This is a genomic window from Nonomuraea sp. LP-02 (genome assembly GCF_036289125.1).
GTDB classification, from domain to species: Bacteria; Actinomycetota; Actinomycetes; order Streptosporangiales; family Streptosporangiaceae; genus Nonomuraea; species Nonomuraea bangladeshensis.
In genome coordinates, this window is the sequence record NZ_JAXCLK010000001.1 from 6,461,569 (window position 1) to 6,477,784 (window position 16,216).

General features: G+C 69.0%; 12 protein-coding genes and 1 tRNA gene. 11 read left to right on the plus strand and 2 right to left on the minus strand.

Annotation, left to right across the window (positions count from 1 at the left end):
- Nucleotides 1–18: 18 nt before the first annotated feature.
- Nucleotides 19–156 carry a 50S ribosomal protein L34 gene (gene rpmH, locus SMD20_RS30405; RefSeq protein ID WP_020547366.1) on the minus strand — a complete coding sequence of 46 codons (138 nt, stop codon included), beginning with the start codon at nt 154–156 and terminating at the stop codon, nt 19–21.
- Nucleotides 157–612: 456 nt separating this feature from the next.
- Here rpmH and dnaA point away from each other — a divergent pair, with 456 nt between their 5' ends.
- The 11 genes from dnaA to SMD20_RS30460 all read left to right on the plus strand — a co-directional run bounded on the left by dnaA (nt 613) and on the right by SMD20_RS30460 (nt 15,173).
- Nucleotides 613–2,205, plus strand: a complete 1,593-nt coding sequence (gene dnaA, locus SMD20_RS30410) for a chromosomal replication initiator protein DnaA (protein WP_329587907.1) — start codon at nt 613–615, stop codon at nt 2,203–2,205.
- Between the two features lie 536 nt (nt 2,206–2,741).
- Complete coding sequence (gene dnaN / locus SMD20_RS30415) at nt 2,742–3,881, plus strand: DNA polymerase III subunit beta (RefSeq protein WP_329587909.1); 1,140 nt, start codon at nt 2,742–2,744, stop codon at nt 3,879–3,881.
- A 50-nt stretch (nt 3,882–3,931) separates the two neighbouring features.
- Nucleotides 3,932–4,876 (plus strand): phosphogluconate dehydrogenase (NAD(+)-dependent, decarboxylating), encoded by a 945-nt coding sequence (gnd, locus tag SMD20_RS30420; protein ID WP_329587912.1) that lies wholly within the window; start codon nt 3,932–3,934, stop codon nt 4,874–4,876.
- A 135-nt stretch (nt 4,877–5,011) separates the two neighbouring features.
- Nucleotides 5,012–6,256 (plus strand): DNA replication/repair protein RecF, encoded by a 1,245-nt coding sequence (gene recF, locus SMD20_RS30425; protein ID WP_329587914.1) that lies wholly within the window; start codon nt 5,012–5,014, stop codon nt 6,254–6,256.
- The gene (locus SMD20_RS30430; protein WP_329587917.1) at nt 6,246–6,755 is read left to right on the plus strand and encodes a DUF721 domain-containing protein; all 510 of its coding nucleotides are present in this window, start codon (nt 6,246–6,248) and stop codon (nt 6,753–6,755) included. The genes recF and SMD20_RS30430 overlap by 11 nt, the downstream gene beginning before the upstream one ends.
- 325 nt (nt 6,756–7,080) lie before the next feature.
- The gene (gyrB, locus tag SMD20_RS30435) at nt 7,081–9,006 is read left to right on the plus strand and encodes a DNA topoisomerase (ATP-hydrolyzing) subunit B (protein ID WP_442942612.1); all 1,926 of its coding nucleotides are present in this window, start codon (nt 7,081–7,083) and stop codon (nt 9,004–9,006) included.
- Nucleotides 9,007–9,018: 12 nt separating this feature from the next.
- Entirely contained in the window at nt 9,019–11,517 is a 2,499-nt protein-coding gene (gene gyrA, locus SMD20_RS30440; RefSeq protein WP_329587922.1) for a DNA gyrase subunit A, read from the plus strand.
- A gap of 3 nt (nt 11,518–11,520) precedes the next feature.
- A complete protein-coding gene (locus tag SMD20_RS30445; RefSeq protein ID WP_329587925.1) occupies nt 11,521–12,216 on the plus strand; it encodes a DUF3566 domain-containing protein in 696 nt (231 codons plus the stop codon).
- Between the two features lie 150 nt (nt 12,217–12,366).
- A tRNA-Ile gene (locus SMD20_RS30450) sits at nt 12,367–12,440 on the plus strand.
- Between the two features lie 219 nt (nt 12,441–12,659).
- Nucleotides 12,660–13,934, plus strand: coding sequence for an alpha/beta fold hydrolase (locus tag SMD20_RS30455; protein ID WP_329587928.1), 1,275 nt, complete (start codon nt 12,660–12,662; stop codon nt 13,932–13,934).
- Nucleotides 13,935–14,042: 108 nt separating this feature from the next.
- The gene (locus SMD20_RS30460; RefSeq protein WP_329587931.1) at nt 14,043–15,173 is read left to right on the plus strand and encodes a WD40 repeat domain-containing protein; all 1,131 of its coding nucleotides are present in this window, start codon (nt 14,043–14,045) and stop codon (nt 15,171–15,173) included.
- Nucleotides 15,174–15,279: 106 nt separating this feature from the next.
- Here the strand turns inward: SMD20_RS30460 and SMD20_RS30465 are convergent, their stop codons facing one another.
- Nucleotides 15,280–16,170, minus strand: a complete 891-nt coding sequence (locus SMD20_RS30465) for an NAD(P)H-binding protein (protein WP_329587934.1) — start codon at nt 16,168–16,170, stop codon at nt 15,280–15,282.
- Nucleotides 16,171–16,216: the final 46 nt, after the last annotated feature.

The following is a 16,216-nucleotide window of genomic DNA, read 5'->3' on the forward strand; positions in this document are numbered from 1 at the left end:
CTATCAGGCGTGGGACGGTCAGGCCGACAGCTTCTCGCGGCCCTTGCGGCGGCGGGAGGCCAGGATGGCGCGGCCGGCCCGGGTGCGCATCCGCAGCCGGAAGCCGTGGGTCTTCGCGCGGCGACGGTTGTTCGGCTGGAAAGTACGCTTGCTCACGGGTGGGCTCCAGGTCATTGGTGCGCCCGGCGGGCGCGGTACACACACAGGATGGCCTGCCAGAAAAGCGAGGGCACGCGAAATAGCCGTCGCGTGACAAGCCGACCGTCGTACGTTACGGGCCAAGGCCCTCCCAGGTCAAACCGGGCGGGTTGTCCACCAATCCACAGGCGAGTTTTCCCCAGGCCGCACGCGTCCACAGTATGTGCACCCAGGTGCCACTAGGCTGTGGACAACGCCTTGAACACAGCTGTGCACAGAGTTACTGTCGGCCCTTCTGGAGCGGCGGTAACACAGCAGCGCCACTGTGCACAACATGTGGAGATCCTGTGGAGGAACTGAGCGTGACGCTCGCCTCCCGGGCTGTGGACAAAGGCGGCCGAAGATCGTCAGCGACCGCCGGCATGTGGATGAACGACCGCGGAGGCCGCGAGAGGGAGGAGGGGGAACCGCACTGTGAGCAGTGTCGACCTCGGCACGGTATGGGCGAGGGCCCTGGGCAACTTCCTCAACGAGAACGTGCCGATCCAGCAGCGAACGTGGCTGTCGATGGTGCGCCCGATCGCCCTGGCCAACGACACGATCGTGCTCGGCGTCCCCAACGACTTCCTCAAGGACCTCATCGAGGGCAAACTGCGCCCGCTCGTCGCGCACGCCCTGTCCCAGGAGCTCGGCCGGACGATGCGGCTGGCGGTGATGATCGACACGACGGCCCCCGAGCAGCCCGTCGTCGACGCTCATCAACAGCCTGTGGCTTCGAGTTATCCCCAAGGTGTGGAGAACCAGCCGCGTTTTACACAACACCTCCAACCGCAGGCCCAGCAGGCTTCCGAGCCTCCGCAGTTCTATTCTCCCCAGCCCGAGCCGGAGCGTTCGTCCACCGAATATCCACAGCAGGGCTTCGCTTTTGAACAGGCGCAGCCGTACTCACCGGCCGGCACCCCGCCTGTGGAGAAAACGCCGGAGCCGGCGCCGAATCGGTGGGAAGCAAAGAGCAGCAAACCCAGCGAACCGGCCCGGCTCAACCAGAAGTACACATTCGAGACTTTCGTCATCGGCGCCAGCAACCGGTTCGCGCACGCGGCCGCCGTGGCCGTCGCGGAATCGCCGGCGAAGGCGTACAACCCGCTGTTCATCTACGGAGACTCGGGGCTGGGGAAGACCCACCTGCTGCACGCGATCGGGCATTACGCGCAGAGCCTCTACGACGGCGCCCGGGTGCGCTACGTGAGCTCCGAGGAGTTCACCAACGACTTCATCAACAGCATCCGCGACCACAAGGCCGACGGCTTCCGCGGCCGCTACCGGGCGATCGACATCCTGCTCGTCGACGACATCCAGTTCCTGGAGGGCAAGGAGCAGACGCAGGAGGAGTTCTTCCACACCTTCAACACCCTCCACAACGCCAACAAGCAGATCGTCATCTCCAGCGACCGCGCGCCGAAGCAGCTGATCACGCTGGAGGACCGGCTGCGCAACCGCTTCGAGTGGGGCCTGATCACCGACGTCCAGCCGCCTGAGCTGGAGACGCGCATCGCCATCCTCAGGAAGAAGGCCATCCAGGAGGGCCTGGCCGCGCCGCCCGAGGTGCTGGAGTACATCGCCAGCCGCATCTCCACCAACATCCGGGAGCTGGAGGGCGCGCTGATCAGGGTCACCGCGTTCGCCAGCCTCAACCGGCAGGGCGTCGACCTGCAGCTCGCCGAGGTGGTACTGAAGGACCTCATCACCTCGGAGTCCGACACCGAGATCACCATCGCGGCGATCATGAGCGAGACCGCCAACTACTTCGGCATCAGCATCGACGACCTGTGCGGCACCTCGCGCAGCCGGGCGCTCGTCAACGCCCGGCAGATCGCCATGTATCTCGCACGGGAGCTGACGGAGCTGTCGCTGCCGAAGATCGGCCAGCAGTTCGGCGGTCGCGACCACACCACGGTGATGCACGCCGAGCGGAAGATCCGCTCGCTGATCGCGGAGCGCAAGTCGATGTACAACCAGGTCAACGAGCTGACAATACGCATCAAGCAGACACAGCGCGGGTCCTGAGTGTTATGCACAGCCTGTGGAAAACACTGTGGAGCAGCGGAAACGTCGATTCGAGGCCGCTCGGTGCCCGGCAATGCCGCGAAAAATCCGCCCACAAGGGTTGGGGACAAACCTGGGGACATCTGGGGGAAACCTGGGGACGGTCCGTGGATAACGTGTGGACAGCGTGTGCACAACCGATCTGGGGCTCCAGAAGGGCCTCTTCTACCCCGTGGATAACCTGTGGAAACATCGTGGATAACCCCGGGTTTCCCGTGGATGAAGCGACCATGATCTGGGGACGGCCTGTGGGCGAAGATTCGCCGTCCCCAGGCGACCCCAGTTACCCCCAGGCGTCACACACAGCCTCGGTGGATGAATTCAGGGCCGCTGACCAGGGCGAAGGCTGGTTGTCCACAGTTTCCACAGCCCCTAGTGTGATGACCTCTTCTATCTCTTACTAAGAAACTCAAAGACCCATAGTTGGGCTTCTCCCGGAGCGCGAGTGCGGGAGAGTGGATCCTCGAATCAACGACAGACCCAGGAGGCCGATCACCGTGATGTTCCGGATCGAGCGAGACGTACTCGCCGAGGCGGTGGCCTGGACGGCACGCAGCCTCCCGGCGCGCCCGTCGGTGCCCGTCCTCGCGGGCATGCGCCTGGAGGTCACCGACGACCAGCAGCTGAAGCTCTCCGGCTTCGACTACGAGGTCTCCGCCCAGGTGACGCTGGAGCTGCACACCGGCGAGGCCGGTGTCGTCCTGGTCTCGGGCAAGCTGCTCGCCGAGATCACCCGCGCCCTTCCCGCACAGCCTGTGGACTTCGTGGTCGACGGCGCCAAGGCGGTCGTCACCTGTGGCAGCGCGCGGTTCACCCTCCTCACCATGCCTGTGGAGGACTACCCGTCCCTGCCGGCCATGCCGCCGGCCGCGGGCCGGGTCGGCAGCGACGTGTTCGCCTCTGCCGTCTCCCAGGTGGCCGTCGCCGCCGGCCGTGACGACACCCTGCCGATGCTCACCGGCGTCCGCATGGAGATCGACGGCGACACGGTGACCCTCGCCGCCACCGACCGCTACCGGCTCGCCGTACGCGAGCTGAAGTGGCAGCCGGGCCAGCCCGACTTCTCCGCCATCGCGATGATCCCCGGCAAGACGCTCGCCGACACGGCCAAGGCGCTCGGCAGCACCGGCGCCGAGGTCGAGATCGCGCTCAGCTCCGCGGGCGGCACCGGCGAGGGCATGATCGGCTTCTCCAGCGCCGGCCGCCGCACCACCACGCGCCTGCTCGACCCCGAGTTCCCGAAGTACCGCTCGCTGCTCCCCACCGAGTTCTCCGCGCGCGCCGACCTGTCCACAGGCCCGTTCGTCGAGGCGGTCAAGCGCGTGGCGCTCGTCGCCGAGCGCAACACCCCGGTACGGCTGGCGTTCCGCAGCGGCGAGGTCGTGCTGGAGGCCGGCAGCGGCGACGAGGCCCAGGCCGTCGAGGCCCTGCCTGTGGACTACGAGGGCGAGGAGATGAACATCGCCTTCAACCACCAGTTCCTGCTGGAGGGTCTCGGCGCGATCGACTCCGACATCGCCAGGCTCCAGATGACCACGTCCACGAAGCCCGCTATCCTCACCGGTGGCAAACCTGTGGAGGACGGTGCCACCACGGACTACCGATACCTGATCATGCCCATCCGCCTGTCAGGCTGATCCTGCCATCGGGGATGATGAAAGCCTGACGAGGGGGTAGGGAAAAAGTCATGCAGATCGGCATGGTGGGACTGGGCAAGATGGGCGGCAACATGGCCGAGCGCCTGCGCCGCGGAGGTCACGACGTCATCGGCTACGACCGCGATCCCTCGGTCAGCGACGTCGAGAGCCTGAAGGGCCTCGTCGAGCGCCTGGAGGCGCCACGCGTCGTCTGGGTCATGGTGCCGGCGGGCAAGCCCACCCAGTCCACCGTGGACGATCTGGGCGAGCTCCTCGACGAGGGCGACATCGTCGTCGACGGCGGCAACTCCCACTATGTGGACGACCAGAAGCACGCCGCCGAGCTGGCCAAGAAGGGCATCGGCTTCGTCGACTGCGGCGTGAGCGGCGGTGTGTGGGGCCTCGAGAACGGCTACGCGCTCATGTGCGGCGGCGACAAGGAGCACGTCGACCGGCTGATGCCGATCTTCGAGACGCTCAAGCCCGAGGGCGAGGACGGCTTCGTCCACGCGGGCGACGTCGGAGCCGGCCACTTCGCGAAGATGGTCCACAACGGCATCGAATACGGCATGATGCAGGCCTTCGCCGAGGGCTGGGAGCTGCTGGAGGCCTCCGACGTCGTCAAGGACGTACGTGGCTCCTTCTCGAGCTGGCGCACCGGCACCGTCATCCGCTCCTGGCTGCTCGACCTGCTGGTCCGGGCCCTCGACGACGACGAGCGCCTCGACCAGCTCCGCGGCTACGCGCAGGACTCCGGCGAGGGCCGCTGGACCGTCCAGGCCGCCGTCGACCACGCGGTGCCGCTGCCGGTCATCACCGCCGCCCTCTACGCCAGGTTCGCCTCACGCCAGGACGACTCCCCCGCGATGAAGGTCGTGGCCGCGCTGCGCAACCAGTTCGGCGGCCACGCGATCACCGCGACCGAGGGCAGCACCGCCAAGGGCGCCGACGCGCCGGGCGCGGACGTCAACCCGCCCAAGGAGACCGACCGCTGAAGGCGCGCCTCCGGAGGCCGCGCCTCGGCGAGCGAAGGCCGCGCTTCCACAGGCGACCGCCCGGCGGCGGGAGGTTTTCCACAGACCGCACGCCGATGAACCCAGCGGCGCGCGAGGCCGACTAACCTCTTTGAGGTGCACGTCGCCCACCTCTCGCTGACCGACTTCCGGTCCTACGTCTCCGTGGAGTTCGGCCTGGAGCCGGGCGTCACGGCCTTCGTGGGGCCCAACGGCCAGGGCAAGACCAACCTGGTCGAGGCCCTCGGCTACGTCGCGACGCACTCCAGCCACCGGGTGGCGACCGACGCGCCCCTCGTCCGCCAGGGGGCCGCCAGGGCGATCGTGCGCTGCGCCGTCCACAGGGACGACCGGCGGGCGCTGATCGAGCTGGAGATCAACCCGGGCCGGGCCAACCGCGCGCGGCTCAACCGCTCGCCCGTCTCACGGGCCCGCGACGTCGTGGGCCTGCTGCGCACGGTGCTGTTCGCCCCCGAGGACCTCGCGCTGTCCAAGGGCGACCCGTCCGAGCGCCGCCGCTTCCTCGACGACCTGCTGGTGGCCAGGGCGCCCAGATTCGCCGGCGTGCGCGCCGACTATGACCGGGTGCTGAAGCAGCGCGGCGCCCTGCTGCGCACGGCCGCGCAGGCCCGCAGGGGCAGCCGTGGCGCCCGCAGGCAGGAGAGCGACACCGCGTTCGCCGCCGCGGGCGCGGGCGACCCCCTGAGCACGCTGGAGGTGTGGGACGCCCACCTCGCCCGGCACGGGGCCGAGCTGCTGAAGGCGCGGCTGGAGCTGATCGAGGCGCTGCGTCCCCTGGTCGCCGGCTCCTACGCGGCGCTGGCCCCGTCGAGCGCCCCCGCGACGCTGGCCTATCGCAGCACGTTGTCCACAGGTGGGGACGACGACGAGGGGGGTCAGGGGGGCGAAGTCCCCGGTGAGCGGGGATCTTTCGATACACAGACGTTATCCACAGACTTGGGGAAAACCCTTGAAGAGCGTCTGCGGGAGCGGCTATTGGAGGTGCGCCAGTCGGAGCTGGAGCGGGGCGTCACGCTCGTCGGCCCCCACCGCGACGACCTGGTCCTCGGCCTCGGCGAGCTGCCCGCCCGCGGCTACGCCAGCCACGGGGAGTCGTGGTCGTTCGCGCTGGCGCTGCGGCTGGCCGCCTACGACCTGCTGCGGGCCGACGGCGGCGATCCCGTGCTGATCCTCGACGACGTCTTCGCCGAGCTCGACAGCCAGCGCCGGCGCCGGCTGGCCGAGATGGTGGCGCCCGCCGAGCAGGTGCTGATCACCGCCGCCGTGCCCGACGACGTGCCTAAGGAGCTCGCGGGCGCCAGGTTCGACGTGGTGGAGGGGAGCGTGACCCGTGTCAGATGAGGACAACCCGACCGCCCGTACGGCCAGAGGGGTCGCCATGGCCAGGGAGAAGCTCGCCCAGGCCAAGGCCGACGCCGCCAAGCGCGGCCAGCTCCCCCGCCGCGAGCCCCGGCGGCGTGGGGCCGGCCCGCGCAGGGAGGCCGGCGACCCCCAGCTTTTCGGACGGGCGATAGCCGACCTGCTGGCCGACCGCGGCTGGGAGCGTTCCGCGGCCGTCGGCGGCGTGTTCGGGCGCTGGCCCGAGATCGTGGGCCCCGACCTCGCCGCCCACACCAAGCCCGACTCGTTCGAGGACGGCGAGGTGCTGATCCTGGCCGACTCGACGGCCTGGGCGACGCAGGTGCGGCTGCTCGCGCGCACCCTCGTACGCAGGCTCAACGAGGAGCTCGGCGAGGGCACGGTCACGAAGGTCAAGGTCAGAGGGCCGCAGAACGCGCCGCGTCCATCAGGGGGTTTGCGGGTGACCGGAAGCCGAGGTCCGGGTGACACCTACGGTTAGGCGCCGGGGGCGATCAGAAAGCCCCCAGACGCGATAAGCCCCCTTTCCGGAGGGGGGATGCTGGGCCGGGGGCAAAACGAGCTAGAGGCGACCACAGGCGCGTTCATTGCCACCACAGGGCTCCGGAAGCGGTAGAATGAAAAAGGATTCCGGACACGTCCGCTTGCGTGTCACCCCGGCAGCAAGCCGACTCCCCTGGGTGACCGCGCATCGGGGCACTCACGACGGTGACGGGCACGGCAGGGGCAGCTTCGCAACACGAGCGCCTCCCCCGCCGCGTGTCCGCGGCAGGAGGATTTCGCAGTTGTCCTACGACGCTAGCTCAATCACCGTACTCGAAGGGCTTGAGGCGGTTCGCAAGCGCCCGGGTATGTATATCGGCTCGACCGGCGAGCGCGGCCTGCACCACCTTGTCTACGAGATCGTGGACAACTCGGTGGACGAGGCCCTGGCCGGTTACGCCAACCGCATCGAGATCACGCTGCTCGCCGACAACGGCGTCCGGGTGGTCGACGACGGCCGCGGCATCCCCACGGGCATCCACCCTGTGGAGAAGCGCTCCGCGGTCGAGGTCGTGCTGACCACGCTGCACGCCGGCGGCAAGTTCGACAGCCAGGCCTACGCCGTCTCCGGCGGCCTGCACGGCGTCGGCTCGGCCGTCGTCAACGCGCTGTCGACCGCCATGGACGTCGAGATCAAGCAGAACGGCCACTACTGGCGCCAGCGTTTCGAGCACTCCAAGCCCGTCGCGCCGCTGGCCAAGGGCGAGGGCACCGACGAGACCGGCACCACGATCACGTTCTGGCCCGACCCCGACGTCTTCGAGACCACCACCTGGAACTACGAGACGCTCTCGCGGCGCTTCCAGGAGACGGCGTTCCTCAACAAGGGCCTCGTCATCACGTTCACCGACGAGCGGCCCGATCACGTCAACGGCGACGAACCGCACACCGTCACCTACCACTACGAGGGCGGCCTGTCCGACTTCGTCAAGCACCTCAACGCCAAGAAGGAGCCGGCGCACGCGTCGATCATCGCCTTCGAGGAGGAGGGCGACGGCATCGCGGTCGAGATCGCGATGCAGTGGAACAACTCCTACTCGGAGTCGGTCTACACGTTCGCCAACATGATCAACACGGCTGAGGGCGGCACCCACGAGGAGGGCTTCCGCGCGGCGCTGACGTCCATCGTCAACCGCTACGCGCGCGAGCAGAAGTTCCTCAAGGAGGGCAAGGACGACAACCTCTCGGGCGAGGACGTCCGCGAGGGCCTGACCGCGATCATCTCGGTCAAGTTGTCCGACCCGCAGTTCGAGGGCCAGACCAAGACCAAGCTGGGCAACACCGAGGCGAAGTCGTTCGTCCAGAAGGCGTGCAACGACCACCTGCGCGACTGGCTGGAGCGCAACCCCGGCGAGGCCAAGGACATCATCAGCAAGTCGCTGCAGGCCTCACGCGCGCGCATCGCCGCCCGCCAGGCCCGCGACCTGACCCGGCGCAAGTCGCTCCTGGAGTCCGGCAGCGGCCTGCCGGGCAAGCTGGCCGACTGCCAGTGGAACGACCCGGAGAAGTGCGAGCTGTTCATCGTCGAGGGCGACTCGGCCGGCGGCTCGGCCAAGGGCGGCCGCGACTCGCGTTTCCAGGCGATCCTGCCCATCCGCGGCAAGATCCTCAACGTCGAGAAGGCGCGGATCGACAAGGTCCTGAAGAACAACGAGGTGCAGGCGCTCATCACCGCGCTCGGCACCGGCGTGCACGACGAGTTCGACATCGGCAAGCTGCGCTACCACAAGGTCATCCTGATGGCCGACGCCGACGTCGACGGCCAGCACATCAACACGCTGCTGCTGACGCTGCTGTTCAGGTTCATGCGGCCGCTGATCGAGGCCGGACACGTCTACCTGTCCTGCCCGCCGCTGTACAAGATCAAGTGGGACCGGAAGGGCGAGGACGCCTCCTACGCCTACTCCGACCCCGAGCGGGACGCGGTCATCGCCGAGGGCATCGCCAACGGCAAGCCCGACCCCCGGCCCCGCGACAACGTGCAGCGCTTCAAGGGCCTCGGCGAGATGAACGCCGGCCAGCTCTGGGAGACCACGATGAACCCGGCGACCCGGTTGCTGCGGCTGGTCACGCTCGACGACGCGGCGCAGGCCGACGACCTGTTCAGCGTGCTCATGGGCGAGGACGTGGAGGCGCGGCGCGACTTCATCATCCGTAACGCCCGTGACGTGCGCTTCCTCGACGTTTAAGGAATTTCACCTGTGACGGACGTGAACACCACTCCCCCGGCTGACCGCATCGAACCGGTGGACATCCAGTCCGAGATGCAGCGCAGCTACATGGACTACGCGATGTCGGTCATCGTGTCCAGAGCGCTGCCGGACGTACGCGACGGCCTCAAGCCCGTTCACCGGCGGGTGCTGTACGCGATGTACGACGGGGGCTACCGCCCCGACCGCGGCTACTTCAAGTGCGCCCGCGTCGTCGGTGACGTGATGGGCACCTACCACCCCCACGGCGACACCTCCATCTACGACGCGCTGGTCCGCCTCGCCCAGTCGTGGTCGCTGCGCTACCCGCTGGTCGACGGCCAGGGCAACTTCGGCTCGCCGGGCAACGACCCGGCCGCGGCGATGCGCTACACCGAGTGCAAGCTCGCGCCCATCGCCATGGAGATGCTGCGCGACATCGACAAGGACACCGTCGACTTCCGTCCCAACTACGACGGCAAGTCGCAGGAGCCCGACGTCCTCCCGTCGCGCTTCCCGCAGCTCCTGGTCAACGGCTCGGGCGGCATCGCGGTCGGCATGGCCACCAACATCCCGCCGCACAACCTGCGCGAGGTCGCCGCGGCGGTCAAGTGGGCGCTGGAGAACCCCGATGCCACCGACGACGAGCTGCTCGAAGCGTCGATCAGGCTGGTCAAGGGCCCCGACTTCCCCACCAAGGCGCTCATCGTCGGCCGGCGGGGCATCGAGGACGCCTACCGCACCGGCCGCGGCTCGATCACCATGCGGGCCGTGGTCGAGGTCGAGGAGGAGAAGGGGCGGCAGGCGCTGGTCGTCACCGAGCTGCCCTACCAGGTCAACCCCGACAACCTCGCGCTGAAGATCGCCGAGCTGGTCCGCGAGGGCAAGCTCACCGGCATCGCCGACGTACGCGACGAGAGCTCCTCCCGGGTCGGCCAGCGCCTGGTGATCGTCCTCAAACGGGACGCGGTCGCCAAGGTCGTGCTCAACAACCTCTACAAGCACACCCAGCTCCAGGACACCTTCGGCGCCAACATGCTGGCCCTGGTCGACGGCGTGCCGCGCACGCTGCGCCTCGACCAGTTCATCCGGCACTACGTGGCCCACCAGATCGAGGTCATCGTCCGGCGCACCCGCTACCTCCTGCGCAAGGCCGAGGAGCGCGCCCACATCCTGCGCGGCCTGCTGAAGGCCCTGGAGCGCCTCGACGACGTCATCGCCCTCATCCGGGCCTCGGACTCCGCGGCGCACGCCCAGCAGGGCCTCATGTCGCTGCTGGAGATCGACGAGGTCCAGGCGCAGGCCATCCTCGACATGCAGCTGCGCAAGCTCGCGGCCCTGGAGCGCCAGGCCATCCAGGACGAGTACGACTCCCTCATGACGCAGATCGCCGAGTACAACGCGATCCTCGCCAGCGAGGCCCGCCAGCGGGAGATCATCAACGAGGAGCTCGCCGAGGTCGTCGGCCGCTACGGCGACGAGCGGAAGACCGAGATCATCGCCTACGACGGCGACATGTCGATCGAGGACCTCATCGCCGAGGACGAGATCGTCGTCACCATCACCCGCGGCGGCTACGCCAAGCGCACCAAGACCGACTCCTACCGCGCCCAGAAGCGGGGCGGCAAGGGCGTTCGCGGCGCTCAGCTGCGCCAGGACGACATCGTCGACCACTTCTTCGTCACCACCACCCACCACTGGCTGCTGTTCTTCACGAACAAGGGCCGGGTCTACCGGGTCAAGGCGTACGAGCTGCCCGAGGGCGCGCGTGACGCCCGGGGCATGCATCTTGCGAACCTTTTGGCCATGCAGCCCGACGAAACAGTCATGGAGGTTCTCGACCTGCGCGACTACGACGTCGCGCCCTACCTCGTCCTGGCCACCCGCAGCGGCCTGGTCAAGAAGACCCGCCTGTCGGAGTACGACTCCCCCAGGTCCGGCGGTCTGATCGCGATCAACCTGCGGGAGGACGACGAGGTCATCGGAGCCCGTCTGGTCTCCGAGAACGACGACCTGCTGCTGGTGTCCAAGGGGGCACAGGCCATCAGGTTCACGGCCTCCGACGAGGCGCTCCGCCCCATGGGGCGGGCCACCAGCGGCGTGATCGGCATGAGGTTCCTCGAAGGCGACGAACTTCTCGCCATGAATCGCATGGCCGACGGTCAAGACGTGCTTATCGCCACGAAGGCAGGGTACGCAAAGCGGACGCCAGTGGAGCAGTATCCAGTTCAAGGCCGTGGCGGTAGGGGGGTGCTGACGGCGAAGATCGTGAGTTCCCGTGGCAAGCTGGTTGGAGCCGTCATGGTCAACCCTGAGGACGAGGTCTTCGCGATCACGTCCGCCGGCGGTGTGATCCGGACGAGTGCCGGCGAGATCAAGCAGTCCGGCCGTCAGACCATGGGAGTTCGATTGATGAATCTCGCCGAAGGCGACAGCGTGGTTGCCCTCGCCCGGAACGCGGAGTCCATGGAGGCTTCGGAGGACAGTGATGAAGACGGGGGAGGAGAGTAGTCCATGAGCGCCCAGGGTGGCCCCGCCAGGACCCAGGCGGCTTCGGGTAACGGACAGCAGCCGAAAAAGCCCGGAGAAACCGAGATTTTCAACCCGGTCGACGACGGTCAGGACAGCACTTCGCCCGCGCAGGGCAAGCCCGTCCCGACCAAGGACGAACCACAGCAGCGCTCCCAGGCGCCCGGCGCGCCGGTCGACGGCAACCGCAACGACGGCATGCGCGCCCGCCCGTCGCTGGCCACCGAGGCTCCGCCGCAGGTGGAGCTGGCGGGTGGCAAGAACAAGAAGAACTCCTCCAACTCCGGCGGCGGCGGCCGGCTGCCCCGCAAGGCCCACCTGGTCCTGCGGCGCATCGAACCGTGGTCGGCCATGAAGTTCAGCTTCGTGGTGTCGCTGGTGTGCTTCGTGGTGCTGTTCGTGGCCGTGGCCGTGCTCTACGGCGTGCTGCAGGCTCTCGGCGTGTTCGACAGCATCGTGGACCTGGTCAACCAGCTCGGCCAGGGTGAGCAGGGCCAGAGCTCGATCCCGATCGACATCGCCTCGTGGTTCGAGCCGGTGCGCATCCTCGGCTACACGGCCCTGATCGGCGCGGTCAACGTCGTGCTGATCACCGCACTGTCCACGCTGGGCGCGGTCATCTACAACATCTCCTCCGACCTCGTCGGGGGCGTCGAGGTGACCTTCAGCGAGGCCGAATAACGCGTACGCGGAAGGCCGCTCGCGCCGTCCCTCCCGGGCCTGCCGGGGCCGGTGACGGCGCGAGCAGCTCCCCGGACGCGGTAAGCTTTTCCTCGTCCGCGCAACCGGTTCGCCTCCACACCATGGATGCGATACGGTTCGGTGTGCAGCGGGGCTATAGCTCAGTCGGTTAGAGCGCTTCCCTGATAAGGAAGAGGTCCCAGGTTCAAGTCCTGGTAGCCCCACAGTGTTTCACCAGCCAAGAGGCTAGATCCCAAGATTGAGGATCTGGCCTCTTAGTCGTTTGTCGGTCATTCGTGCCCGCCGGAGCGGTGGCCGACGGCTCAGGGGCTGGTAGGGGAAGATTCAGGTGATCCCCCGAGGCGGGGAGAGCGCGGGCTCCGTTGACTAGCCCTGTGAGTCGGGAGACGGTGCGGGGGGCCGGGGCGAGACGTTCGCGGCTGGTGACGGGCCTGGCAGTCGCCGTCGTGACGGTGGCGGCTTCGGCATGCGGTCTGGTCGTGCTGCTGGCTGTCGCGCGGATGGCCGCCGCGCCCGCGCTGTTCATGGCGGCCGGTATGGGCGTGTTCGCCGCCGCCGGTTACGCCGGTGTGGCGCTGGTCGCCGCCAGACGTACGCCACGCGCCCGTCGGCGTGCGGCACGGCGGACGATGTTCGCGGTGGGCGTGCTGCTGCCGGGTGCGGTGTTCGGGGCCGCGGCCGTGGTGCCGCGCCCGCAGGCCCCGGCCGCGGCCGTCGCCGTACCGGGAGCGTTCCCGGTGCAGCTCGCCACCGGATCGCGGCTCACCGTGGTCAAGCTCGCCGCACGCGCCGCGCCGCGCCGTACGCCGGTCATCGTGGTGCACGGCGGCCCGGGCGTGCCCGAACTGCAGGAGAACGCGCGCTCGTTCGCCTCCCTCACCGGCCAGGGTTTCGACGTCTACCTCTACGAGCAGCTCGGCACCGGAAGCTCGGCCCGGCTGAGCGATCCACGCGGTCACACCCGTGAGCGCGCCGTGGCCGACCTGGAGGGCCTGCGGGAGCGGCTGGGGCTGGACAAGGTCGTGCTCATCGGCCACTCCTACGGCGGCCAGATCGCCGCCCGCTACCTCGCCGCCCACCCCGGCCGGGTGGCCCAACTGGTGCTGACCTCTCCCGAGGCGCTGGATCCGGCCGACACCAGCGGCAACCTCGTCAGCGCCCGGCTCGCCGTGGCCCAGAAGGCGAGGCTGTACGCTCAGCTGCTCGCACCCCGTCCACTGCTGAGCTACCTGCTGCTCCAGGTCAACCCGGCGGCGGCCCACGCCTTCCTGCCCGACGCCGAGGCCGACACGCGCAACGACACGGTCGTCGGCCTCACCAGGCCCGCGCTGCACTGCCGCGGCGCCGAGATCCCCGACCGCCCGGAGCAGGGCACCGGCTTCTATGCCATGCAGTACCCGCAGTCGGCGACCGCCCCGCGCCCGAGCGACCCGCGTGCCGCGCTGGCCGGCCTCACCACACCGGGTCTCATCGTCAAAGGCTCCTGTGACTACCTGTCCTGGCGTTCCGCGGCCGGCTACCGGGACCTGCTGCCGAACTCCCAGCTGATCTACGTGACCGGGGCCGGGCACAACGTCTACCACGGTGGCCGTGCCGTGGTCATGACCGCCATCAGCGCGTTCCTCACCGACCGGCCCCTGCCCATCGCGCCCTACACGGCGAGCACACCGCCGTCCGGCTACGAGGGTCCCCCGTGACCCGTGGCGTGGCGGCCTTTTACGTTGCCTGTGCATGAGGCTAGGGTGTCGGCAATCGAAGATCACATTGGGCCGGCTTCCGGGTGATGGAGTGGATATGGGCGGACCGTGCCGGTGAAGGTGAAGGCGCTGGCCGTCGCGACGGGAGCTCTGCTGATCATCGGGCCGTTGGGTCCGTCGGCAGCCAGGGCGACCCCCGATTCCCGCCTCGCCTCCGAGCAGCTCGGCAAGCCGCTAAAAGGTCACACGGGCACAGTCGAGGCGGTGGCCGTGGGCAGGCGCAGCGACGGCACCCCGGTCATCGTCTCCGCCGGACTCGACAGGACCGTGCGGATCTGGAACCTGGACACCGGCAAGGCTCTCGGGAAGCCCCTCAGGGGGCACAAGGGCGAGATTTACGATGTCGCCATCGGCAGGCGCAGCGACGGGACTCCGGTCATCGTCTCCGGCGCCGCCGACGACATCCGGATCTGGAACCTCAACACCGGAAAGCCGCTCGGCAAGCCGCTCAAAGCGCACAAGGGTTCGGTTCATGCGGTGACGACGGGGAAGCGCGCTGACGGCACCCCAGTAATCGTCTCCAGTGGCGACGCCCTGACCCGGGATGTCGAGATCTGGAACCTGGACACGGGGAAGCTCATCGGCAAACCATCCGTCAATCCCTTTGGCCTCACGGTCACCCAGTTGGTCACCGGCAAGCGCAGCGACGGCACCCCGGTGTTCGTCACGGGCGCGACCAACGGCAGGGCGCGCATCTGGAGCATGAACACCGGCAAACCTCTCAGCGGATCTCTCAGCCGCTGTGGCATCTGCCTGGTGGAAGGGCTCGCCGTGGGTAAGCGCAGCGACGGCACTCCGGTGGCCGTCTCCGGCGACATTCCGCCCTTTCCCGACGAGGACGGCGGCACGCCACCGAGTTGGATCCGGATCTGGAACCTGGACACCGGCAAGCCGATCGGCGCGTCCATCGCCGCCCCGAGTCGTGGCGACGTCGAGGTGGTGGTCGGGCGGCGGGGTGACGGCTCCCCCGTCATCGTCTCCGGCGATGACGACGGCAACCTGCTGATGTGGGACCTGGACACCGGGGAGCGCGTCGGCGAACCCCTCGCCGGGCACACCCGTCCGATCGGCGCCTTGGCGACCGGGTGGCGCAGCGACGGAACCCCTGTCGTCATCTCCGGAGGCGGGGACAGGACGATCCGGATCTGGAGCCTGGGCGCTCGAAGCTCCACCGGCTGAGCGACGAGTGGTCAGGAAGCATGGCTGGACCGACGAGGGTCCCCTGCTGCCCGAAGGGTGCGTTCAGCAGGCCGGGAAGAGCTGCCGCGGCTCGTGAGCGGGTCGTTCAGGCGCCGCTGCCGGCGGTTGCCACGAGGGCCCGGAGGATCTGGTCGCGTACGGGGCGGGGCTCGGTGGGCAGGAGGGCGGGCAGGTCGCTCCCCCGGGCCTGAAGGTTGCCGGCGATGACGTTGGAGAAGGTCGAGAGCGTGTGCGTGACCTGGTAGGGCTCCAGGCCGAGGCCGGTCAGGGCCTCGCGGGCGGCCGACAGCGGGATCGGCCGGTAGCGGACCGGCCGGTCCAGCACGCCGGTCAGTGCCTCGGCGAGGTCGTCGCCGCCGACCGCCTCGACGCCCTCCAGCTCGTACGTCCGGCCCGCGTGCCGGCTGCGGCGGCCTTCGGCGAGGTCGTGCCGGATCTCCGCCGCCACCCGGACGGCGACGTCGGCCAGGTCCTCCCGCGCCACCGCCGTCATCCGCCCGGCGCCGAGCGCGGCGGCGAACACGCCGGTCTCGGCGGCCGTTGCGGCGCCCAGCATGGCCGGCCCGGCCGCGACCTCGGCGTAGAGGCCGTTGCGCAGGATCGTCACCTCGAACGAGGCCGCGGCGAGGCGCGCCTCGGTCCAGCGGTGCGGCAGCGCGATCGTCAGCGCCTCGCCCGACCGCGCGAGGCTGGTGTAGACGACATGCCGGACGCCCGCGGCCTCGGCCGCGTCCACCACGGCGCCGTGGCGGGCGAGCACCACGTCGTCCTCGGCGTACCCGGCCGAGACGAACACGAGGACGTCCACGCCCTGGAAGCCGGCAGCGAGCGAGGCCGGGTCGTCGAAGTCGATCCGGCGGGCGGCCACGCCGTCGCCGGAGCGGGTGCCGCCCGCCACCTCAAGGCCGTCCAGGGCGGACAGGCCGCGGTGGATCAGTCCGCCGAGCCCGCCGGAGATGCCGGTCACGAGAATCATTCGGTGCTCCCCGATGTTGATCTGGATCAGAACGTGACCGATCATC